Origin of the sequence: Blastococcus colisei (assembly GCF_006717095.1) — a bacterium.
Lineage (GTDB): Bacteria > Actinomycetota > Actinomycetes > Mycobacteriales > Geodermatophilaceae > Blastococcus_B > Blastococcus_B colisei.
This window is the reverse complement of record NZ_VFQE01000001.1, coordinates 3,946,000-3,967,392: the sequence shown is the minus strand read 5'-3', so window position 1 is coordinate 3,967,392 and position 21,393 is coordinate 3,946,000. Positions and strand designations below refer to the sequence as shown.

Genomic DNA, 21,393 nt, shown 5'->3' with positions numbered 1-21,393 from the left:
AGCGGCTCGCTGGAGTGGACGCATGCGGCTCCTCGTGCTCGGTGGCACCCGTTTCCTCGGCCGGCACGTGGCGACGGCGGCGCTCGAGCGCGGGCACGACGTCGCCACCTTCACCCGCGGCATGTCCGGGGAGTCTCCGGAGGGCGCCCGCGCCCTGCACGGCGACCGGGACGATCCCGACGCCCTGCCGACGGCGCTGAGCGGGTGGTCGCCCGAGCTCGTCGTCGACACGTCGTGCCAGACCCGGGCTGCCGCGCGCAACGCGGCAGGGGCCCTCGGCGGCGCCGGGCTGCGCGGATACGCGTTCGTCAGCAGCCTGAACGCCTACCGCCACTGGCCCCCGGGCCCCGTCGGCCCGGAGGACGACGAGCCGACCTGGACCACCGACGAGGACGAGTACGGCCCCATCAAGGCCGAGGCGGAGCGGGTCCTCGGGACCGCCCTCGGCGACCGGTTCCTCACCGCCCGGGCCGGTCTCCTCATCGGCCCCCACGATCCGATCTACCGGCTGGGCTGGTGGCTGGACCGCATCGCCCGGGGCGGCCGCGTCGTCGTCCCCGACGCCCTGGACCAGCAGATCCACGCGGTGGAGGCCCGCGACCTCGCCGCGTGGCTGGTCGAGATGGCCGGGCAGGGCCGCTCGGGGGCGGTGAATGCCATCGGCCCACGCGGCATGACGACGTTCGGCGGCCTCCTCGAGCTGTGCCGCGAGGTGACCGGCAGCGACGCGGAGTGGGTTCCGGTGCCGGAGGAGGACCTGCTGGCCGCCGGGGTTCAGGAGTGGGTGCACCTGCCGCTGTGGCTGCAGCGCGACGTCGCCCGCACCGCCTGGGACGTGGACGACACGAGGGCCCGCCGGCTCGGGCTGCCCACCCGGCCGTCGAGGGAGACCGTGGCCGACACGTGGGCCTGGATGCAGACGTCCGACCGGCCGCCGCTGCCCGCGAACCGCCTGGCGCCAGGCCTCCCGCCCGAACTCGAGGCCACGCTGCTGTCGAGTCGATGACCAGGGTCCCTGATCGTCAGGGTTGCTCCCTCACGGTCGACGGTGAGGGAGGACCCAGAACGATCAGGGACCCTGATCACGGGTCCGTGGGTCAGTCGCGGGGGGCGCTCGATCGGCCGGCCGGGGCGTGCGCACGGACGACGGTCTCGTCGCGCAGGTCCGCGACGATGTTGCGTTCGGCCGCCTCCGCATTCCGGCTCGCCTCCGCTGCGACGGCGTCGGCGGACTCCGCTGCCCGGTCCTTGCGGTACTGGCGGAAGGAGTGCACCACCGCGGCGACCCAGACGGCGGCGAGCACCACGTAGACGGCGGCACGGACGGTGTCCCCGGCCTGGATCCAGTCGCTCGTCAGCAGCGTCCGGGTGTTGGTCAGCACGATGACGCCACCGACCAGCGAGCCCAGCATGCGCGGCGGGATGTGGCGGACCAGCCAGGCGGCGATCGGTGCGGCGACGAGCCCACCGCCGAGCAGGCCGGCGACCCAGATCGGGTCGATGCCCTGGGAGCCCAGCGCGACGAGGAACCCGAGGCTGGCGGCGAGCGCGACCAGGAACTCGGAGGTGTCGATGGAGCCGATGACCTTCCGCGGCTCCATCCGGCCGCTGGCCAGCAGTGCCGGGGTGCCGACCGGCCCCCAGCCACCGCCGCCGGTGGCGTCGACGAAGCCGGCGACGAGGCCCAGCGGGCCGAGGAAGCGCTTGCGGGTCGGCTTGCCGAGGTTGCGCCGGTCGATGCCGCGGAGGGTGAAGCGGACGAGGAGGTAGACCCCGAGCGACACCAGGATCAGCGACATGACCGGGGCCGCGACCTCGGTGGAGAGGTTGGACAGGAACGTCGCACCGGCGAAGGCGCCGACGGCACCGGGGACGCCGACCTTGGCGACGACCTTCCAGTCGACGTTGCCGAACTTCCAGTGCGCGAGGCCGGACGCGAGCGTCGTGCCGATCTCGGCGAGGTGGATGGTGGCCGAGGCGACGGCCGGGTTGGTGCCGATGGCGAGCAGCAGGGTGGTCGACGTGACGCCGTAGGCCATGCCGAGGCTGCCGTCGACGAGTTGTGCGCCCAGGCCGACCAGGGCGAGCAGGACGAGGGTCTTCACGGGGCTGACTCCGGGTGTCACGGGACCGCGGGCGCGCGGACAGGGCGGCGCTAAGCGGCGGAACGAGTGGGGCGCGCCGTACGGCGCGGAAGGTCAGCAGCCCGGACAGGCGGCGGTGCAGACACGTAGCAGGTCGACGTGGCGTCGGCTCACGAGGAGCAGTGCGGTCGACCGGGTCACGGTCCTATGTCTACCAGATCGATGGACTTAGGGGGCAGCGGGGGATCTCCCGGACTCCGACGTGCCGAGCACGTCGTTGCGGATGGTGGCCCAGGACAGCGCACCCCCGGCCAGGAACAGCGCCGCGCACAGGAGCATCGCCGCGCGGTAGCCACCGGTGAAGGCCTCCGGATCGGCGTAGTCGTCGCCCTCCAGGCCCACGACCACCGGCAGGGCGGCGACGGCGAGGAGCTGAGCGGCCCGGGCGACCGCGTTGTTCACGCCGCTGGCGATCCCGGCCATGGCGTCGGGGGCGGCCGCGAGAACGGTCGCCGTCAGGGGCGCCACCGTGATGGCCATCCCCAGCCCCTGCAGCAGGGAACCGGGCAGCACCTCCACCGCGTAGGGCGCTCCGCCGTCCACGCCCGCCAGCAGCAGGGTGCCGGCGGCCACGGTCAGCGGGCCGACCGTCATCGGCAGCCGAGGCCCGATCCGCTGCGCCAGGGCTCCGAACCGGGGGGCGAGCAGGGTGATGACCAGGATCGTCGGAAGCATCGCCGCGCCGGCGCCCGTGGCGTCGTAGCCGAGCACGGTCTGCAGCTGCAGCACGAGGAAGAGCCCGCTGCCGCCGAGCGCGCCGTACACCGCGAGCGTGGCCGCGTTGGCGCCGCTGAACTGCCGGTCGCGGAACAGCCTCGGCGGCAGCATGGGGTCGACGGCCCGCCGCTCGCGGACGACGAAACCGGTGCCGGCCGCGACCCCCACCGCGGCCGCGGCCAGGACGTCGGCACTCGCCGGCTCATCGCCCGCGGCGATGAGGCCGTACGTCAGACCGCCCAGGGCGAGGGCGCCCAGCGCCGCACCGGCGTAGTCGAACCGCCCGTGGTGGCGCGGGTCGCGGCTCTCCGGCACGTGCCGTCCGGCCACGACGACGATCACGACGGCGACCGGCACGTTGATCAGGAAGACCAGCCGCCAGCTGACCGCGTCGACCAGCACGCCGCCGAGGAAGGGGCCGATCAGCCCGGCGACACCGCCCAGCGCGGTCCAGAGGCCGATCGCCCGCGCACGGTCGGCGGGCCGGAAGGAGGACTGGATCAGGGCCAGGCTGCCGGGGGTCAGCAGCGCGCCTCCCACGCCCTGGAGCGCCCGCGCCGCGACGAGCTGCCCGATGTCCTGGGCCAGACCGCAGACCAGGGAGGCGACGGCGAACCAGACCACCCCGACCAGGAAGATCCGGCGTCGTCCGAACCGGTCGCCGAGGGAACCGCCGAGCAGGATCAACGCGGCCAGCGTCAGCGTGTAGCCGGTGACCGTCCACTGCAGCCCGGACAGCGAGGCGTCGAACTCGGCCCCGATCGCGGGAAGGGCGACCTGGACGGCGGTGGCGTCGAGGAACGCCATCCCCGACGCCAGGACCGTGACGACCACCAGCCACCGGCCCGGGGCGGTGCCCAGGGCGACCGGCTCGCTCCGCTCACCGATCACGGGCGCTCCTCGTCGGGGCTCGTCACACCCGTGCCCGTGGGTGCTCTGTCTCACCGTGACCTGGGCTGAGGCACACGCGTCGGCTCCGTATCGGGGGAAGCGGACGGCGTCGTCCAGTGGCGACGCTCGGCCGTCCGGGAGCATAGGTGGCGGCCGGGTGTCGGTGTGCGGCGCGCGCCTCAGGCGTGGGCCGCGTCGCTTCCCGCGCCGTCCGCCGCAACTCCGCCGAGGGAGTCCACGAGGTCCGCTCGGGCCCGCGCAACCCGGGAGCGGATCGTCCCGGCGGGGCAGCCGGCGACCTCCGCGGCCTCGGCGTAGGACAGCCCCAGCAGCTGGGTGAGCACGAAGGCCTCGCGCCGGTCGTGGTCGAGGCGGGCGAGCAGGTCGGTGACCAGCGCGCCCTCGGCCACCGGGTCCCCGCCGGATGCGCGCGCGAGGGTCTCCAGGTCCGCGTCGTCCCGGACGAGCGTGAGCCGCCACCGTCGGCGCGAGCGGATCGCGTCCGCGCAGACCCGGCGGGCGATGGACAGCAGCCAGGTGCGCACCGACGAGCGGTGCTGGAACCGGTGCAGCGACCCGAAGGCCCGCAGGTAGGTCTCCTGGGTGAGGTCGTCGGCGCTCTGCCCGTCGCCGAGGGCGGCGCACAGCCGCCAGACGTCGGACTGGGTGGCGCGCACCAGCGCCGCCGCGGCGAGGGGATCGCCCCCGGCGGCGTCCACCGCGATGCGCTCCAGCTCGTCCATGCCCTGTCTTCGTCGTGGGGTGCCGTCGGGATGTCGGCCGGAGAAACTCTCACCCGGTCGGGAACCGTACGGGGTCCGGCAACGACTAATGAACCATGCCGTGCACTCCGTTCCGCGAGGCCGTCTCCGCGCGTATCGACGGGGAGGCCCTCGAGATGCCCTCCCGCGAGCTGGACGACCACCTCGCCGCCTGCCCCGACTGCGCGGCGTGGGCGGGTGAGGCGGCCCGGGTGAGCCGCCGGGTGCGGCTGGTTCCCGCACCCCCCGTGCCCGACCTGACCGCCGCGGTGCTGAGCGCCCTGCCCCGTGAGCTCCCGGGCGCGGCCGCGGCGGCCCGTGCCCGTCTCGCGGACTCCGCGCTGCGCCTGGCGCTGGTGGCCGTCGGGGTCGCCCAGGCGGCCCTGGCCTGGCCTGGCCGGTGCTGGCGTCCGGGGCGGGGGCGATGAGCGCACCGGTGCACATGGCGCGCGAGAGCGGGGCGTGGAACCTCGCGCTGGCGGCCGCCTTCCTGGCGGTCGCGGCCGGCCCGCGGCTGGCCGCCGGGGCGTTGCCGTTCCTCGGCTCCTTCGCCGCTCTGCTGCTGCCGGTGACCTTGGTCGACCTCGGCGCCGGTCACGTGCACGCCGAGCGGGCGGTCGCCCATCTCCTGCTGCTCGCCGGGGCCGTCCTGGTGTGCGCCGTGGCCTGGCGGGGGCGCCGTCGCCGCGCCGTCGGCGCACTCGCGGGCCGGCGGGTGCCCGCGTGAGGCGCTCCTGGTTCCTGCTGGTCGCGCTCGTCGCCGTCTGGCTCGGCGGCGTCGTCACCGCCCCTCCGGCCGCCGCGCACGCCACCCTCGTCTCCACCGACCCGGGCGAGGGCGCGCGCCTGGACGCCGTGCCGGAGGAGGTGACGCTGGAGTTCAGCGAGGGTGTCTCCCTGGGGGCGGGGTACGCCCGCGTCCTGGGGGCCGATGGCGAGCGGGTGGACACCGGCGCCGCGGCCGTCGACGGCCGGGTGCTCACCATCCCCCTGCGGCCGGACCTGCCCGACGCCGGCTACCTCGTCACCTACCGGGTCGTCTCGGCCGACTCGCACCCGATCGCGGGCGCGTACTCCTTCGTCGTCGGCGACGGCGAGCTGGTGTCGGCCGCCGGAGGGGTGGGGGAGGACGCCACCGACCCGGTCGTGGCCGCTGCCCTCCCGGCGAGCCGCTGGCTGGGCTTCGCCGGTCTCGCGCTGGCCATCGGGGTTCCCGTCCTGGTCCTGTTCTGCTGGCCCGGCGGCTGGGGGTCCACCAGGCTCCGGCGGCTGGCCACGTGGGGGGCCTGGGCCGTCGCCGCCTCGGCCGTCCTGACCTTCCTCCTGCAGGGGCCGTACACGGCGGCCACCGGCCCCGGCTCGGTCCTCGACCCGTCGCTGCTGTCGGCCACGGCCTCCTCCGTGGCCGGCTGGACGCTGCTCGCCCGGGCGGTCCTCGCCGCCGTGCTGGCGCTGGTCCTCCGGCCGGTCTGGCGCCAGGGCTCGCCGCCGTCGGTCCCCCGGACGGTGGTGGCCGGAGTCCTGGCGGTCGGCCTGGTCGTGGGCACCGCGGCCATCGGGCACCCGGTGGCCGGGCCCTGGCCGGGCCTCGCCGTGCCCGTCGCGGCGGTGCACGCGGCCGGGATGGCCGTCTGGCTGGGTGGCCTGGCCGCCCTGCTCGCCGTGGTGCTGCGGCCGGGGGTCCCGGCGGCGGACCTCGCCGGGGTGCTCACGCCGTGGTCGCGAATCGCGTTCGGCGCGGTCGCCGCGCTGGTGGTGACCGGGACGGTGCAGGCCGTTCGCGAGGTGGAATCGCCGACGGCGCTGTTCGTCACCACCTACGGCTGGGTGCTGGTGGCCAAGCTCGTCCTGGTCCTGCTCATCCTCGCCGCGGCCGGGGTGTCCCGGGTGTGGGTCCAGCAGCGCCTGGGCGTCCGGCGACCGCGGCAGGGTGGACGTCGCACGCTGACCGCCCACGCCTTCGCCGCGGACGGCGTGGCCGAGGAGGTGGCCGAGGCTGCGGGGCTGCGCGTACGGATGCAGTCCGAGGGCGCGGTCGAGCACGTGCCGGCCCTGCGCCGGTCGGTGCTCGTGGAGTTCGCGGTCGCGGCGGTGGTGCTGGCGCTGTCGGCGGTGCTGGTGGGCACCCCGCCGGCGCGCTCGGCCGTCGTCCGGCCGGTCGACGTGCTGGTGCCCCTGCAGGGCAGCAGCGGACCGGTCGGGAGCGTGCAGATCTCGGTCGACCCGGCGCGGCCGGGGCCCAACACGCTGCACCTCTACCTCTTCGACGACACCGGCCGGCTCACCCAACCGGCCGAGATCACCGTGAGCCTCACCGAGCCGTCGCAGGACATCGGCCCGCTGGACGTGGAGCTGGCGCCCGCCGGCCCGGGCCACTACGTCGGCGACGGGATGAACATCCCGGGGGCCGGCACCTGGACGCTGGCCGTCAGCGTCCGGCTCGACGAGTTCACCGCCGCCACCGCCCGTACCGATTTCCCGGTCCGCTGACGCCCAGCAGCGTCGCCGGACCACCCAGACCCCCGATGAACAGGAGTTCCATGCTGTCGAGTTCGATAGTCCTGCCCCGCCCCCTCGCCCGGCTCGTCGTCCTCGCGGCGGCGGTCCTGGCCGCGCTCGCCGCCTCGATCGTCGTCGCGGCCACCGCGTCCGCTCATGTGGGCGTCTCCAGCCAGGACGCCGTCCCCGGCGGCTATGGGAAGCTCACCTTCCGCGTGCCCAACGAGAGCGACACCGCCAGCACGGTCGGACTGCGCATCCAGATCCCCCCGGGGGCGGCGCTGGCCTCGTTGCGCGTCCAGCCGGTGCCCGGCTGGACGGCGACCCTCACCACGGCCGACCTCGACGAGCCGCTGGAGAACCACGGCCAGGAGATCAGCTCCTACGTCTCGGTGGTGGAGTTCCGCGCGGACGACGGCGGCGGCATCGCCCCCGGACAGTTCCAGGAGTTCGCCCTCTCCGGCGGGCCGTTCCCCGAGACCGACCAGCTGGCGTTCCCCACGGTGCAGCTCTACAGCGACGGTAGCGAGTCGGCCTGGATCGAGCCGTCGGTCGACGGTCAGGAGGAGCCCGAGCGCCCCGCGCCGGTGCTGAGCCTCACCGCCGCCTCCACAGAGGGGGAGGAGGCAGGCGCGGCGACGACGACGGCGACGGCCGCCGCGGGAGAAGACGCCGACCACGCCCACGGCGAGGCGGAGAACGAGCCGGCCGGGCTGGCGCTCTTCCTCTCCATCCTGGCGCTGCTCGCCGGCATCGGCGGCGTCGTCCTCGGCTGGCGGGCGAACCGACGTACCGTGTCGTCGTGAGCTCCGCCGTCGGCGGCCGCCTGCGCCCGGCGCCGGCGGCCGTGCCCCTGATCGCCATCATGCTGTCCGTGCTCGTGGCCCTGGCCGGCTGCGGCGGCGAGGCGACGGCAGAAGGGCAGGCCGAGGGCGGTCACGACCACTCGGGTGCCCCTGCCACCGTCGAGGGGCCGGAGGACCGGTACGCCGGTATCGACCTCCCCGAGCCCTACCGCCGGCCGTCGTTCACGCTCACCGACACCACCGGGGCATCGTTCGACTTCGAGGCGATGACGACGGGGCGCCCGACGCTGCTGTTCTTCGGCTACACGAACTGCCCCGACATCTGCCCGACGACCATGGCCGACGTGGCGGTGGCGCTGCGCGGGCTGGACGCCGTCCCCGAGGACCTGCAGGTGGTGTTCGTGACCACCGACCCGGCGACCGACACGCCGGAGGTCCTGGGCGAGTACCTCGACCGGTTCGACGCCGACCTCCCCGTGTCGTTCATCGGCCTCACCGGCGACCAGGCGGTGATCGACCAGGCGCAGCTGTCCACCGGGGTGCCCCTGGCCGAGGACCAGGGGCGGCTGCACTCGTCGATGCTGCTGCTGTACGGAAGCGATGACGAAGCGGACGTCGCCTTCAACACCGGTAACACCGCCCGGGACATCGCTGCGGACCTGCGTCTGGTCGCGGAGGGCACGTGAGCCGGCCGGTGGCCCGGCTGCTGGTGGTCCTGCTCGGAGTGCTCACGAGCCTGGCGGTGGCCGGGCCGGCCGCGGCGCACGTGGGCGGCGAGGCGGCGGGGAGCGACTTCGACGCCCGGGTGGTGTCGGTGACCCCGCACGTCCCCGGGCTGACCGTGCGCGTCCTGCAGTTCGGGGACGAGCTCGAACTGGTCAACGACACCGGCACCGAGGTGGTCGTCCCCGGCTACAGCGACGAGCCCTACCTGCGCATCGGCCCGGACGGCGTCTGGCGCAACGCCAACAGCCCGGCCACCTACGTCAACCTCGACCGGTACGCCCAGGTCGACCTGCCCGACAACGCCGTGCGGGGGGCCGAGCCCGACTGGGTGCAGGTCTCGACCCAGCCGCACTACGTCTGGCACGACCACCGCACGCACTGGATGAGCGAGGACGTGCTGCCGCCCGCCGTCGCCGCCGATCCCGGCAGCGCGCACACCGTCTTCGGCTGGACCGTGCCGCTGGTCCACGGCGACACCGAGGTCGAGGTGGCCGGGGTGCTCACCTGGAGCCCGCCGCCTGCTCCCTGGCTGGTGTGGCCGGTCCACCTGGCGCTGGTGCTCGTGGCTCTGGCCGCCGGCCTCCTGGCCCGCACGCCGCGTCCGCTGGGCGCGCTGCTGCTCGTGGGCGCCGCGGCCGCCGTCTGGCACGCCGCGACGACGCCCGAGCCGCCGGTGAGCATCTCCTCGCACGCGGGAGCCGTCGTCTCGGCGCTGCTGCCCGCGCTGACCGCTGCCCTCGTCGCGAGCCTCGGCTTCCGGGCGGCCCGCCGCGGGCGGGGTGCGATGACCGGCCTGCTGGCCGTGGTGCTGGGCTGGCTGATGCTGGTGCAGGGGCTGCCCGACGTCGACGTCCTGTGGTCGGCGAACGTGCTGACCGACGGGCCACAGGCCGCCGCACGGGTGGCCGTGGGCCTGCTGCTGGCCCTCGGTGTCGGCTTCGTCGCCGGCGGCATCGCGGCGGTCCGCCGTTTCCGTGAGGTGGCGCCGCACGACGGCGCCGTCCCGGAGCGGCCGGTTCCCGTCGGCTGACGGGAACCGGCCGGCGGCATCAGCCGACCTCGGCGACCTCGTCGACGACGTGGTTGAGCGTCCCGGGGAGGAGCGTGTTGGCCCGCTGCAGGTCGGTCTCGAAGTCGACCTCAACCGCGGCGAACTCGGAGATGTCGACCGGGCGGAACCGCAGCCCCTGCTCCTCGATGGCCGTCTCCATGCCGCGCTCGAAGTAGTCCTGGGCTCCGCAGGCGCTCAGGTGCTCGATCAGCGCGGGCTTGTCGGCGGCGGACACGAAGTTGATGCCCACGGCCTCTCCGAGGCCGCCGACCACCGTCTTGGACAGCTCCCGGACGTAGCCCTCGTCGTCGAGGGTGTACTTGACCTCCTCGTCGGCCACCGTGCTGGTGTCGACGCAGACGAAGCTCTGGTCGCTCCGCAGGCAGGGAAGGGCCAGCTCGAGCACCGCGGGATCGAAGACCACGTCGCCGTTGAGCCACAGCACGCCGCCCTCGCGGGAGTTGCGCAGCCCGCGCAGCAGGCTCTTGGACGTGTTGGTCGTGGCGAAGTCCGGGTTGTAGGCGAACGTCAGCTCCGGGGCCGCCTGCATGATCATCTCGCTCCGGAAGCCGACCACGGCGGTGATCGGCACGTCGTCGCCGAGGACGGCGCGCAGCCCGTCGAGTTGGCGCCGCAGAATGCTGCGGCCGTCGGTGAGGGGCGTGAGCGGCTTCGGGTGGTCGCGGCCGAGGCGCGTGCCCATCCCGGCGGCCAGGATGACCACCTGCAGCGGCGGCTGCGCGGTGTGCAGCCGGGTGGAGCGCGCGGGCGACCGGCCGCGCAGGACGGTGGTCAGAACACGATCAGAGGTCCGCACGGTTCTCATCTCCCTCGGATGTCGCAGTGTGCACAGGGCGGTCGGTCGAGCCGGAGTTTCCCGATCGCGCGGGGAACCCGGAGGGGAACAGCAGTCCGAGCGCGCGCTCCGTCGCGCCGCCGTCCTCGAGGTGGCAGAACGTCTCGCGGAAGCGCGCATAGCGCTCCTCGTGCTGCGCCGTGATCGTCTCGATGTCGACGATCGCGTCGATCAGCTCCTTGCTCGACCCGAGGAGTGGGGTGGGGGCGACTGCTTCGAGGTCGAAGTAGAAGCCGCGGAGTTGGTCCCGGAATCGCTCGTAGTCGTAGGTGTAGAGCAGCAACGGCTTTCCGGTGACGGCGAAGTCGAACATGGTCGACGAGTAGTCGGTGACCATGATGTCGGCGGCCAGGTAGAGCTCGCCGACGTCCGGATGGCGGGACACGTCGCGGGCGATCGTCGACTCTGCAGCGGACAACCGGTCGGACACCATGTGGTGCAGGCGCAGCAGCAGGACGTGGTCGGACCCCAGTCGCTCGTGGAAGTCCTCCAGGTCGATGGCCAGCTCGAAGTCGCGGCCCTCGGAGCGGTGGAAGACGAGATCGTCCCGCCAGGTCGGGGTGTAGAGGACGGCCGTCTGATGGTCGGCGATCCCGAGAGCGGCGCGGACCCTGGCGCGGACGCTCGCTCGTTCAGTGCCGTTCAAGAGGTCGTTCCGCGGCAGGCCGGTCTCGTGCACCGGGCCGCGATAACCGAAGGCGCGTCGCAACCGCTCGGAGGTGACGATGTTGGGGGACAGGAGGTGGTCCCACCGCGCCACGTCCAGATCGGCCTGCGTGAGCCATCCCTCGGGCGCGTCGGCGACGTCGTGGTGGATGCGCTTGAGCGGAGTGCCGTGCCAGGTCTGCAGGTAGACCGTGCCGGGTCGCTTCCTCCACGGCATGGAGATGCAGTCGTTCGCGATCACCACGTCGGCCGACTCGAGGGCGGCGACCGCCTCGGGGGTGCGCATGGGAACGGTCTCGACCGTGGTGGGAAAGGTGTGCTCCGTCTCGGCGGTGCACAGCCAGGTGTGGCGGATGTCCGGCCCGAGGCGCGTCGCGAGAGCTCGGTAGAGAGCCCGAGGGCTGTCGGCGAACTGGCCGCGGAAGGTGTAGTAGACAATCCTCACTGCGAGGTTCCGGCGACAATGACTCGCAGGCATCCGTACGGCGTCAACGCATCCTCTTCTCGTGTTCAGGTGCGACGAATCGCAGGCCGGCCAGTATGGGAGCCGGCGACGACCTGCGGGACGACCGACGTTCCGGCGTGCTCCGCCACATCCCCGGTGACACGTTGACAGGCGTAGGGGCCCGGGCCGGGGACGGCGCCGGAAGGGCCATCATGCCCGATCTGGCTTCCGGCGAAACGGTCCGGTGTCGCGCCGAGGCGCCGGCAGAGTTACACCGCTGTCAGTAGAGGGTGCGACTCGTGGGACGTGTGAGGCAGGTCGCGCGGCGTGTCCCGGGCGACGCGCCGGACGCCCGGTCACGAGAGGGTCACGGAGTGTTTGGATGGCGAGCGGTCGGACTCCCCCTTCGGCCTCTCGCGAACCAACGATCGGGCAGGTGCATGCGCGCACGTATCGGCCAGGAGGCCCCCACCGACCTCCTGACGACGGTTCGTCCTCATGCCCGTTCCGGAGTGTCCCGGCACGCCCGCCGCGCGACGCCCGCGAGCACCCGCCGGCCGGCCCTCCTGCTCAGTGCGCTGCTGACCGGTGGAGTGGTCGCCGCAGTCCTCGGCCTGCACGGAGCCCCGGCCGCGTCGGCGGAGCCGACCTCGGTGCTGGAGGCCCACCAGGCGCTGCTGGCCAGTGACGAGGGCCTCGAGGTCATGCCCCGTGCGTCGGTCACGGTCGCGGAGGCACAGGCCCGGCTGCAGGAGGTCGCCGCCTCGCGTGCCGCCCGCGCCGAGGCGGAGGCCGCCGCGCGCGAGGCCGCCCGCCCCAAGTTCGTCCTGCCGGTGGACGGTGCCCGCCTCACCAGTGGCTACGGCAGCCGGTGGGGCACCTTCCACTACGGCATCGACCTCGCGGCGCCTATGCGCACGCCGGAGTACGCGGCAGGTGACGGCGTCGTGCTGCGGGCCGGCCCCGCGAGCGGTTTCGGCCTCGCCGTCTACATCCTCCACGAGAACGGCGACGTCACCGTCTACGGCCACATGGACTCCATCCTCGTCGAGCCGGGGGAGTACGTGGACGCCGGCCAGACCATCGCGCTGCTGGGCAACCGCGGGCAGTCGACCGGCCCCCACCTGCACTTCGAGGTGCACCAGGGCGGCGAGGACGGGCCACGGATCAACCCGGTCACCTGGCTGGCCGAGCGCGGCGTCCAGGTCTGACCCTCCGCCGGCGGGCGTGATCTGATCCCGGCATGAGCAGGACCGCGGAGGACTCGAACCGGCGGATGCTCCGGGCGCGCGATGCGATGGACCGCCGGTATGCCGAGCCCCTGGACGTGCCGACCCTGGCCCGCATCGCGCACGTCTCCGAAGCGCACTTCATCCGGACGTTCCGTGCCACGTTCGGCGAGACGCCCAACCGCTACCTGCAGCGGCGCAGGGTGGAACGCGCCATGTTCCTGCTGCGCTCGGGGGAGCGGAGCGTCACCGACATCTGCATGGACGTGGGCTTCAGCAGCCTCGGCACGTTCAGCCGGGTGTTCCGCGACATCGTGGGCGAGCCGCCGTCGGTGTACCGGCGACGGGGCCCGTTGCCGCCGGTGCCGACCTGCTTCGCGATGGCCTGGGCCCGCCCGGGCGGTTCCGCCAGATCGAGCAGTTCTGGAGAAGCAGCGGGGGAGTGACCCTCCCTAGCGTTCGGCCCATGCTGACCGCCATCACCATCACCCAGATCTACGTCCCCGACCAGGACCAGGCGCTCGACTTCTACGTCGGAAAGCTCGGTTTCGAGGTCCAGTCCGACATGAACTTCGGCCCCATGCGGTGGCTGACCGTCAACCTCCCCGGCCAGCCCGACCGCGCCGTCCTGCTCGAGAAGCCGGGTGCGCCGTCGATGAGCGAGGAGACCGCCGCGCAGGTGCGCGAGGCGATCGCCAAGGGGGTCGCCGGCGGGCACCTGTTCTTCGCCTGCGACGACGCCTACAAGACCCACGCCGAGCTCAAGGCCACGGGAGTCGAGATCGACGAGGAGCCGGTCGACCAGCCCTACGGCATCGACTTCGGCCTACGCGACCCGTTCGGCAACCACATCCGCATCGCCCAGATGAAGCAGACCTGAGACCACCGTCGGGGTGTGGCGGCGCGACGTGCGGCGTCGCCACCCCTGCGCGGCCGTGCTCCATCCGGCCTGTACAGTTGCTCCCGGCTCGGACGCACCAGACCGGGCCGGGCACGGGGCTGTGGCGCAGCTGGTAGCGCACCACACTGGCAGTGTGGGGGTCAGGGGTTCGAGTCCCCTCAGCTCCACCCCGATGACCAGGCCGTTCTCCTTCTGGAGGGCGGCCTGTGTCGTCTCTGGTTGCAGTTGTGGTTGCAGTTTGCCTGCCCTTACCTGGCAGCAGCAGGGTGCCCATCCTGTCGGCCGCCTCGCGGGCCAGGGCCGGCATGACGTGGCTGTAGATGTCCATCGTCGTGCGCATCTGGCTGTGGCCGAGCAGCTCCATGACGACCCGCGGGTGGACGTTCTCGGTCAGCAAGAGCGTGGCGGCGGTGTGCCGGCCGTCGTGCAGGCGGACGTGGCGGACGCCGGCCTTCTGCAGAAGGCGCGTCCAGTCGTCGTAGTCGGTCTTCTTGTCGATCGGGCGGCCGTTGGGCTGGGCGAAGACCAGGTCCTCGTCGTGCCATTCGGAGCCGGCCAGCATCCGCTCGCCGAGCTGGACGGCCTTGTGCCGGTGCAGCTCGGCGACGAGGGGCATCGGCAGCGCGAGGGTGCGCTGGCTGCGGCGGGTCTTGGGTTCCTCGTAGATCAGCCCGCCACCGCGGACCCGGTGGATGCTGCGCCGCACGGTCAGCGTGTTGCTGAGCAGATCGACGTCCTTCCACTGCAGTGCCAGGGCCTCGGACTGCCGTAGGCCGAGGGCCAGGGCGACGGTCCAGCGAGCGGAGTTTCGGACGCCGGTCGCCGCGTGCAGCACAGCGCGGGCCTCGCCGAGGTCGAGGGCGGTGGCGATGTCGCTCGGCCGCTGCGCGGGCGGGTCGACGAGCGCGGCGACGTTGCGGGGGACGTGGCCGCGCTGGACGGCGACGGTCAGGGCCCGGGACAGGATGCGGTGGTGGCGCAGCACGGTGGCGGGGGAGTAGCCGGCGTCGAGGAGCGCGGTGTAGAGCTGGTCGAGGTGCTCGGGGCGCAGCCGGTCCATCCGGTGGCGGCCGATACCGGGGATCAGGTGCCTGCGGACCGCCGACTCATAGCTCTCCAGGGTCCGCTGTCGCACCCGGCGCGGGGCGATGGTGGTCAGCCAGTGCTCGAGCCACCAGGCGACGGTCGGGGTCGACGTCTCGCCGACCGTCCCGGAGTCGCGCTTGCGTTCGAGTTCCCTGACCTTCGCGACCACGACGCCGCGGCTCTTGCTGCTGACGTGCCGGCGGTCCAGCTTGCCGTCGAGCGTAAACCCGACGGAGACGTAGCCGTGCCAGCGGCCGTCGGCGCCCTGGTAGATCGTCGACTCGCCGTTCGAGGCGCGTCCCGCCATCGGTCACCCCTGGGTCGTGGGCTGGAGGTTCAGTCTGGCCGAGCGGTCCGACCCCGGCGGAGCGGTTGTGGACTCACGCGGCATCGGGCGACGTCGGGCCGAGCTCGAAGAGTCCGCGCGGGTCCGTGGTGGTCCCGGCTCGGCGCAGCGCACGAGGAGCGGTGCGGGGAGCTTCCAGGCCGCGAACGTAACGTTCGAGCTCGCTGCGGGAGAGGCGGCAGCTCCGGCCGATGTGGACGGGGCGCAGGTCGCCGGCCTTCATCAGCGCGTAGACCGTCGTGCGCCCGAGGCGGAGCACCGTGGCGGCCTCCTCCGGTGTGAGCAGCAGCGGGTCACCGGGCACCGGCTCCTGAGGTCGCTGCGCGTCGCTCATCTCGCCCTCCTCGTCGTGTGGCCTCGTGCGCCGGCGTCCGGCGCCGCACGCCCACCTGGAGAAGGCGCCATTTCCGGCCGGTTCGTGACAGTGCCCGGCGAAATTCCTGATTGTCTCCAGTCCCTGCTGTACGAGCTCCTGATCTCCTGGGGCCGACGTCCGTCGAGTTGCTCGGCCTCCTGACCTGCTCCGGCGCGTCTCCGGTTTTCGTCCAGTACGGCGACGGCTCCGGGCGGTGTCACGCGGTCGCAGCGAGTTGAGCCGGTTCGCCGTTCGCAGCGGAGGCATCGACGGCGTCGTGCTCGACGAGGTCCGCGCGGTCCGGGGCTCGGCGTGCTGAGCTTGGTTGGCGGGCACGGGCAGACTGGGCGCATGAGTTCCGACCGCCTGGCGTTGATCACCACCGATCCGGCCGTGCTGAGCGGCCAGGCGGTGATCGCCGGCACCCGCGTGCCCGTCAGCGTGGTGCTCGACTGCATTGCCGCCGGAATGAGCCCCGCAGAGATCGTGGCGGAGTATCCGACCCTGACCTCGGAAGGCGTGCAGGCGGCCGCCGCGTACGGGGCGCTGCTGGCCCGTGAGGAACTGGTCCCGCTGGGCCCCGAGTGAGGGTCAAGCTCGACGAGAACATCCCTCGTTCAGCTCGCCAGGTGCTTATCGCCGCCGGACACGATGTCGACACCGTCGTCGACGAGGACCTTGGCGGTGCGTCGGATCCGCAGGTCGTGGCCGCTGCAGCCGCTGACGGAAGATTGTTGATCACCCTCGATCGCGGACTGGGCGACATCCGGGCGTACCCGCCGGGTAGCCATGCCGGCATCCTGGTGCTGCGCCCGTCTGACCAGTCGGCGCGGACCGTGGCCGCTGCGCTCGCGGAGGTGGTCGCCGGTCACGACCTGACCACGCTCGCCGGCACGGTCACCGTCGCGCAGCGCGGCCTGCTGCGTATCCGCCGTCTTCAATAGCGGCGGACCCGCGCTCGTTCCGGGGCCACGCGGACGGGGTCCGGCGTCCACGAGCCCCGGGGGTGTCGTCGACCGGTCGGGCGCCTCGGACACGTCCTGGTCCAAGGTCCTGACACGTCCTCGGCGAAGTCGCGCCCGCGGCAGCGCAATCTGAGGCCTGTCATGAGACTCACCAGCGCCGCACCGTCGACCCCCGGCTGCTTGGTCGAGTTTCGCCCGCGGCACCCTCTCCGCTGCCCGATCGGACAAGATCACGAGCCGACACACCTTATGCATCCAGGACTGCGCAATCCGTTGTGACGAGTAACCGACGACGGGGTGACAGAGGGGCGCTCAGCTCCCGAGCGGCATACCGCGCGGGCGTCACCGGCGCGCGCTACCCCTCCCACGGGATCGGTGCGCCGCGCGGCGGGGGCGTGCTGCCCGGCGAGAGGGCCCTGCCGTCCCGCAGGGCCGGGAGTCACGTCGCAGCGAGGGCCAGCGGCCGGCCGGTTGGGGTGACGTCGGGCCGGTCGGGTCGTCACCGCCCCGTCACCTACGTCACCCCGGTTGGCTCCCGCTCCACGACAACTGTCCCGACGTCACCGTCGACGCCGGTGCCCGACAGGAGCAATAAGAGAGCTCCGCCTCCGGGCGCTCAGGGGAGGTCAGGTACGCCGCTCCAGCGCGCCCGTCGCCGGTAGGACCGCAGGACCGGGTCCAGTGCCCGGCCGAGCGCAGGCAGGTCCCGGTCGTAAACGCGGCCGTCATCCAATTGAGCGGCCAGCTCGCCGAGCAACCGCGGCCAGTCTCGACGGGTCGGCTCGAGGGGTACACGGATCTCGACCCGCCGCTCGACCACCTGCACTGCCGTCCGGCCGGAGGTCGCTGCGCGGCTCTGTTCCCAAGCTCGATGCCGGCAGGTGGCCGAGCACCACTTCGGGATCGGTCCGCGCCTGCGCGGGGTGATCGGTCCGCCGCACCATCCGCAGGTCGTCGCGGCGGTCCGGCGTTGGGGCCCGTCCGCCGCAGGGCCGGCCGGGTCCCGACGGGGGCGCTTCACTGCGGTCTCCTGGTGGCGCTGACGGCGTTGTTGCTCACCTGCCCGCCGTCGTGGCCGGTACTCAGGGGTGCCGCTGGTTCCCATGCCCTCAGTTTGCTGCCAATCCTCCTGTAACCCGTCACCACCAGCTCCCAGACCCTAGATGCAGGAGGTGTAACCGCTTGCGATCTTGATCGCCGCCCGTGCTGATGAGAATGGTCGGGTCGTCCGGCGACGTCGACACACACTGGCGCGGGTGAGCCCGTTGAGGTGTATGGCTCGGGGTCCTCCGGTGCCTGTGATTGTTGCTGCGAGCACGTGGGTCTGTGTCCTGGCAGAGGGCCCTCCGGGCGACGCCTATTGGTGTCGACAGTGGGAGGGGATCGGCCATGGAGGTGCTGTTCCAAGCGGGTCGCCGGGCTGGATGTGGGCAAGGCGTCGGTGACCGTCTGCGTGCGCACGCCGGGTCCGGGTGGGCGGCGGGCCAGCGAGGTACGCATGCGCTGGCCGCCGGAGCCGCTGAGACACCCGACGAGTAGCCCGGCGGTCGTACGTACGGCGTGTCGGCCCGGCGTGTCGCAAGTTTCTTTCGTGCACGTCATCGACCGCTGCGCCGGGCTTTAGGCCTTCGGTACACGGAGGTCAGTGCGTACACGGGCTGAGTGCATTCCAGTGCATTGACCCAGGTCAAAGGAGGTTTACTGACCCCGGGGTCACTACCGCGCAGGCCGTGACATCTGCATGCTCGTCACGGGGAACAGGACGGCGTAGTCGGGCTGCGGACAGCAGACGACCCGGCGCTCGCGACGCCGGGCCGTCCTGGTCTCCGTGTCGATGCAGAGAGCCGTGGACGCGGATGCGAACACGGCCCCAGCCCGGAGGACTTCAGGATGCCCGCTACGACAAGCAAGTCAACTTCCGAGGCCCACAGGCCACCCGCACGGTCGAGTGACTGGAGGCCGGTGGTGACCACGTGCGCCCTCGCCGTGATGGTCGCCGGTGTCCTGATCACCGTCATCCTCGTCACGAGAAAGGCCGACTCGGTCCCTGACGTCGTTCGCGCTCTGATCGCCCTCGTCGCTGCTCTCGCGGCGGCGGGCGAGGTCACTCGACGACGTCGCTGACCTTGATGGACAGCCGAGAGGCCGCGGTGACCGGAGCAGAGAAGTGCGCCGTCCCGGGGGCTGGGTACCGGAACCTGCAGCATCTCGCTGTTCGCGCTCGTTGTGTTCTTGGTCCTCTCGCGCCGCATCGCTCTTTTGGTCCGACCCGAAGGCATCAGTGTCTTGTCGACCTGGGCCGGATTAGCTTTGAGGCCCCCGGTCTAGATCAGAGCGGTCGAGGGGTCGTACTTGGTCCGCGTGCCCGCCGTCGGGCTGACCACGTACTCGTTTCGTGCGTCCTCCGTCGACCTGGTCGAAGCTCTGGGTAGCCAAGGCCGTCGTCGCCCGTCAAGTGTCATCGATCTTGGATGACGACATCCCCGACCCGCTGGCTGCGGTCGAACGCCTCCGCGAGCTGGCGGGAATGGCCGCTGGGCGTGGGCCGGAAGGTCCTGGCCATGTGTCGAGCATCCCTCGCATCCGTTTCGCCGTCCACGCCTCACGCGGATCCTGGACTTCTGGCTCGGGTGAAGCCACCGCCTCGAGCGCTCACGAGGCGTGCGCGGAACGGCGGAACCATCGTAAGCAGACGAGAGCGCATGCGACCGGGTGGAGATCAAGGTGCAGGTCGGCTCGGCATCGATCAGGATGCCCGATGGGCGGACCGGCCCCTGCTCCAGGCGCGCGCATGTGGGAACCCGGTGCCCGGTGCCCGGTGCCCGGTGCCCGGTGCCCGGTGCCCGGTGCCCGGTCACGCTGAGCGGTGCGCGGGCGGGGATGTCAGCGGCCCCTGATAGGACTTGTGCCGTGGTGAGCAAAGGCGGGGGCGTGAAGCCGGTTCTCGTCAACCACTACGAGAAGGTGACGGACCGTCTGCTGACATCGGAGGCCGCCGACAACGGTGATCGTTTGCTGACCAAGGTCCGAGTCGCTGACGTCCTAAACGTCGATCACCTGACCGGTAGGCTCAAGGGCTATGCGCTGAGTGCTCACTTTGACTTCTTGATGGTTGAAGCCGAGACATCCATTCCTCGCTTCGCTGTGGAGCTTGACGGCGCTCAGCACTGGAACGACGCGCGCCAGCGCGAGCGAGATCGCATGAAGGACGCGTTGTGCGAAGGGGCAGGTCTGCCCCTCGCGCGTATCACGAGCGACTTCACACACCGGCGCGGGCGCTGGCGGGTGCTCAGCTACCTCGTTGATGCCTTCTACATGTCCGAGGGTTTCTACGCGGCCCAGCAGGCTGGGCACGTGCCCTGGGACGAGCCGTTCATGATCGAGAGCGTGATCGTTCAGGACGATGACGGCCGCTCAAGCTTCTACGCCTTCGACACTGACGCAATCGACCGGCTTTGGGCGCATTACAACGCGAGGCGGCTTCCAACGGCGCTGCCTGATACCTGGACAACGGCCGTCAAGGCCAACGGGATGGTTCAGGCGCACGCCTATGTGGCTGTCGCCGAGAACCGCTACCTCGTCGCGCGTGTTCGAGTCCGCGATTTCCGCTTCCAGGGCATTAGTCCTGGTCAGATCGCGTCCCAATTGGTCGTTGCTGAGGTCGGGGATCTCGCCGAGAGATGGCTCTCGGGCGAGGCGGTGGCGTGCGACCGCCGCGAGCTGATGAAGGTCATGGGCGAAGTTCAGCAGGCGATCGACGCTGGCGGTTTCCTGTCGTCGTTCACCAGCGGTGGCTCCCTTGTGCCAGGAGGTCCGCTGCCGCTCGACGCGACGATACAGATGAGGCGGCTGGCCTGAGGCTGCCCGGCTTAGGGGTCTGGTTGTGTGGTTACGGGAACTACGAAGGTGGACGTCACAGTGAGCCAGCCGACACCAGATGAGATCTTGACGGCAGTTCGAGACGCTGGATGGCTCTTGGAGCAGGACACGGCCAGGGCGATGGAGGAACTGCGTCTCAAGACGCAACTCGGCTGGGCTTACGAGGACCCTGATGACGCCACCAACTCGCGCGAAGTTGACGTGATGGGTTACAGAAGGTTCTTCCACAGCGATGAGCACCGTTTGACGGTCTCCGCGCGCGTATTGGCGGAGTGTAAGCAGAGCGGCACTCCCTATGTCTTGATAGGCCGTGAGCACGAGGAGTGGCTGCGCAAGCGCCACCCCGCACAGCACACCCTCCGATATAACAATCTGATCGCTCAGAACAGTCTCCCAGGTACGGGCGAGAGCATCCGCTACGCGCCAGCCTGGAGCAAGCTCGGCCTAGACAAGACACCTGGCAGTCCATCCCTGGAAGTCTTCCGAGCATCACAACTGGTGCGCCTTGATCGCGGCAAGAATTGGACTGCCAACAACTCCGGCATCTTTAACTCGCTCGTGTTCCCGCTGGCCAAAGCTTTGAGGGCAGCGCAGAAGCAATACGCGTCAGCAGACTGGCCGACCCCAGCGCGACGCAACGACAGTTGGAACAATGTCGCTTTACACTTCCCGGTGGTAGTGACCAGCGCCCCCCTCTACCGTGTCGACGCAACACACCCCGAGTCCTCCATAGCGGAAGTCCCATGGGGCAAAGTGATCCGACAACTCGAGACCAAGACAATCAAGGGCCGCTTCGAGATCGACGTCGTTAACTACCAGCACCTTCCTGGTTACCTGGAGGATCAGGTTATTCAATTTTCGGCCAACGTTGCCCAGACAGCTGAGGAGGATCCGGGACGCTTCGTAAAGGGCACCATTCCTACCGTCGCGGATTGATGCTCTTTGGTATGTGTTGGCTCTCGCGCTTGGGTCGGCCCATCGCAAGGGCGCGAGTCTTGGACCGTTTATCGCTCCAGCGTGCGGCCTTCCACTTTCCCAGGCGGCAGGCCCCGGTGACGGCCCGAGGTGAC

Annotated in this window: 20 protein-coding genes, 1 tRNA gene and 1 pseudogene; 15 read left to right on the top strand and 7 right to left on the bottom strand. The window is 71.6% G+C overall.

What is annotated here, in order from left to right; all coding sequences use genetic code 11:
* The first annotated feature begins 22 nt into the window (after positions 1-22).
* Positions 23-1,006, top strand: coding sequence for an NAD-dependent epimerase/dehydratase family protein (locus FHU33_RS18890; protein ID WP_142026755.1), 984 nt, complete (start codon positions 23-25; stop codon positions 1,004-1,006).
* 91 nt (positions 1,007-1,097) lie between these two features.
* Here FHU33_RS18890 and FHU33_RS18885 read toward each other — a convergent pair whose 3' ends face one another.
* From FHU33_RS18885 to FHU33_RS18875, 3 genes are all read right to left on the bottom strand, one after another.
* A complete protein-coding gene (locus FHU33_RS18885) occupies positions 1,098-2,105 on the bottom strand; it encodes a sulfite exporter TauE/SafE family protein (protein ID WP_142026754.1) in 1,008 nt (335 codons plus the stop codon).
* Between the two features lie 207 nt (positions 2,106-2,312).
* The gene (locus FHU33_RS18880; protein WP_246063851.1) at positions 2,313-3,752 is read right to left on the bottom strand and encodes an MFS transporter; all 1,440 of its coding nucleotides are present in this window, start codon (positions 3,750-3,752) and stop codon (positions 2,313-2,315) included.
* 179 nt (positions 3,753-3,931) lie between these two features.
* A complete protein-coding gene (locus tag FHU33_RS18875; protein WP_142026752.1) occupies positions 3,932-4,495 on the bottom strand; it encodes a sigma-70 family RNA polymerase sigma factor in 564 nt (187 codons plus the stop codon).
* Between the two features lie 95 nt (positions 4,496-4,590).
* Between FHU33_RS18875 and FHU33_RS25985 the strand changes: the two genes are divergently transcribed.
* From FHU33_RS25985 to FHU33_RS18850, 6 genes are read left to right on the top strand one after another with little or no spacing between them, the layout of a single operon-like run.
* Positions 4,591-4,941, top strand: a complete 351-nt coding sequence (locus FHU33_RS25985; RefSeq protein ID WP_246063849.1) for a zf-HC2 domain-containing protein — start codon at positions 4,591-4,593, stop codon at positions 4,939-4,941.
* Positions 4,938-5,240, top strand: coding sequence for a hypothetical protein (locus FHU33_RS25980; RefSeq protein ID WP_246063847.1), 303 nt, complete (start codon positions 4,938-4,940; stop codon positions 5,238-5,240). The genes FHU33_RS25985 and FHU33_RS25980 overlap by 4 nt, the downstream gene beginning before the upstream one ends.
* Positions 5,237-7,003 carry a copper resistance CopC/CopD family protein gene (locus FHU33_RS18865; protein WP_142026751.1) on the top strand — a complete coding sequence of 589 codons (1,767 nt, stop codon included), beginning with the start codon at positions 5,237-5,239 and terminating at the stop codon, positions 7,001-7,003. The genes FHU33_RS25980 and FHU33_RS18865 overlap by 4 nt, the downstream gene beginning before the upstream one ends.
* A 50-nt stretch (positions 7,004-7,053) precedes the next feature.
* On the top strand, positions 7,054-7,818 hold the full coding sequence (locus FHU33_RS18860) for a YcnI family copper-binding membrane protein (protein ID WP_142026750.1): 765 nt from the start codon (positions 7,054-7,056) through the stop codon (positions 7,816-7,818).
* Complete coding sequence (locus FHU33_RS18855; protein ID WP_246063846.1) at positions 7,815-8,504, top strand: SCO family protein; 690 nt, start codon at positions 7,815-7,817, stop codon at positions 8,502-8,504. The genes FHU33_RS18860 and FHU33_RS18855 overlap by 4 nt, the downstream gene beginning before the upstream one ends.
* The gene (locus FHU33_RS18850) at positions 8,501-9,574 is read left to right on the top strand and encodes a hypothetical protein (RefSeq protein ID WP_142026749.1); all 1,074 of its coding nucleotides are present in this window, start codon (positions 8,501-8,503) and stop codon (positions 9,572-9,574) included. Before FHU33_RS18855 ends, FHU33_RS18850 begins: the two co-directional genes overlap by 4 nt.
* A 19-nt stretch (positions 9,575-9,593) precedes the next feature.
* Here FHU33_RS18850 and FHU33_RS18845 read toward each other — a convergent pair whose 3' ends face one another.
* The gene (locus tag FHU33_RS18845) at positions 9,594-10,412 is read right to left on the bottom strand and encodes a phosphocholine cytidylyltransferase family protein (protein ID WP_246063843.1); all 819 of its coding nucleotides are present in this window, start codon (positions 10,410-10,412) and stop codon (positions 9,594-9,596) included.
* Entirely contained in the window at positions 10,399-11,562 is a 1,164-nt protein-coding gene (locus tag FHU33_RS18840) for a CDP-glycerol glycerophosphotransferase family protein (RefSeq protein ID WP_142026747.1), read from the bottom strand. Before FHU33_RS18840 ends, FHU33_RS18845 begins: the two co-directional genes overlap by 14 nt.
* Positions 11,563-12,002: 440 nt before the next feature.
* Here FHU33_RS18840 and FHU33_RS18835 point away from each other — a divergent pair, with 440 nt between their 5' ends.
* The 4 genes from FHU33_RS18835 to FHU33_RS18820 all read left to right on the top strand — a co-directional run bounded on the left by FHU33_RS18835 (position 12,003) and on the right by FHU33_RS18820 (position 13,859).
* Positions 12,003-12,773 carry a M23 family metallopeptidase gene (locus FHU33_RS18835; RefSeq protein ID WP_142026746.1) on the top strand — a complete coding sequence of 257 codons (771 nt, stop codon included), beginning with the start codon at positions 12,003-12,005 and terminating at the stop codon, positions 12,771-12,773.
* A 32-nt stretch (positions 12,774-12,805) separates the two neighbouring features.
* Positions 12,806-13,237, top strand: a complete 432-nt coding sequence (locus tag FHU33_RS18830; protein ID WP_142026745.1) for a helix-turn-helix domain-containing protein — start codon at positions 12,806-12,808, stop codon at positions 13,235-13,237.
* Between the two features lie 20 nt (positions 13,238-13,257).
* Complete coding sequence (locus tag FHU33_RS18825; protein ID WP_142026744.1) at positions 13,258-13,671, top strand: VOC family protein; 414 nt, start codon at positions 13,258-13,260, stop codon at positions 13,669-13,671.
* A gap of 115 nt (positions 13,672-13,786) precedes the next feature.
* Positions 13,787-13,859: transfer RNA gene (locus tag FHU33_RS18820), tRNA-Ala, on the top strand.
* 200 nt (positions 13,860-14,059) lie between these two features.
* Here FHU33_RS18820 and FHU33_RS26510 read toward each other — a convergent pair.
* Together FHU33_RS26510 and FHU33_RS18805 are read right to left on the bottom strand one after the other, a co-directional pair.
* Positions 14,060-15,085: pseudogene (locus FHU33_RS26510) on the bottom strand (tyrosine-type recombinase/integrase); the annotation flags it as partial.
* Positions 15,086-15,158: 73 nt separating this feature from the next.
* The gene (locus FHU33_RS18805) at positions 15,159-15,458 is read right to left on the bottom strand and encodes a helix-turn-helix domain-containing protein (protein WP_142026742.1); all 300 of its coding nucleotides are present in this window, start codon (positions 15,456-15,458) and stop codon (positions 15,159-15,161) included.
* A gap of 372 nt (positions 15,459-15,830) precedes the next feature.
* On the opposite strand from FHU33_RS18805, the gene FHU33_RS18800 reads away from it, so the two are divergent.
* From FHU33_RS18800 to FHU33_RS18775, 4 genes are all read left to right on the top strand, one after another.
* Entirely contained in the window at positions 15,831-16,067 is a 237-nt protein-coding gene (locus FHU33_RS18800; protein ID WP_142026741.1) for a DUF433 domain-containing protein, read from the top strand.
* On the top strand, positions 16,064-16,423 hold the full coding sequence (locus tag FHU33_RS18795; protein WP_142026740.1) for a DUF5615 family PIN-like protein: 360 nt from the start codon (positions 16,064-16,066) through the stop codon (positions 16,421-16,423). Before FHU33_RS18800 ends, FHU33_RS18795 begins: the two co-directional genes overlap by 4 nt.
* 2,952 nt (positions 16,424-19,375) lie before the next feature.
* On the top strand, positions 19,376-20,302 hold the full coding sequence (locus tag FHU33_RS18780) for a DUF2726 domain-containing protein (protein ID WP_170182526.1): 927 nt from the start codon (positions 19,376-19,378) through the stop codon (positions 20,300-20,302).
* Positions 20,303-20,362: 60 nt separating this feature from the next.
* Positions 20,363-21,259: a hypothetical protein gene (locus FHU33_RS18775; RefSeq protein ID WP_142026737.1), complete on the top strand. Its 897-nt coding sequence runs from the start codon at positions 20,363-20,365 to the stop codon at positions 21,257-21,259.
* Positions 21,260-21,393 lie beyond the last annotated feature (134 nt).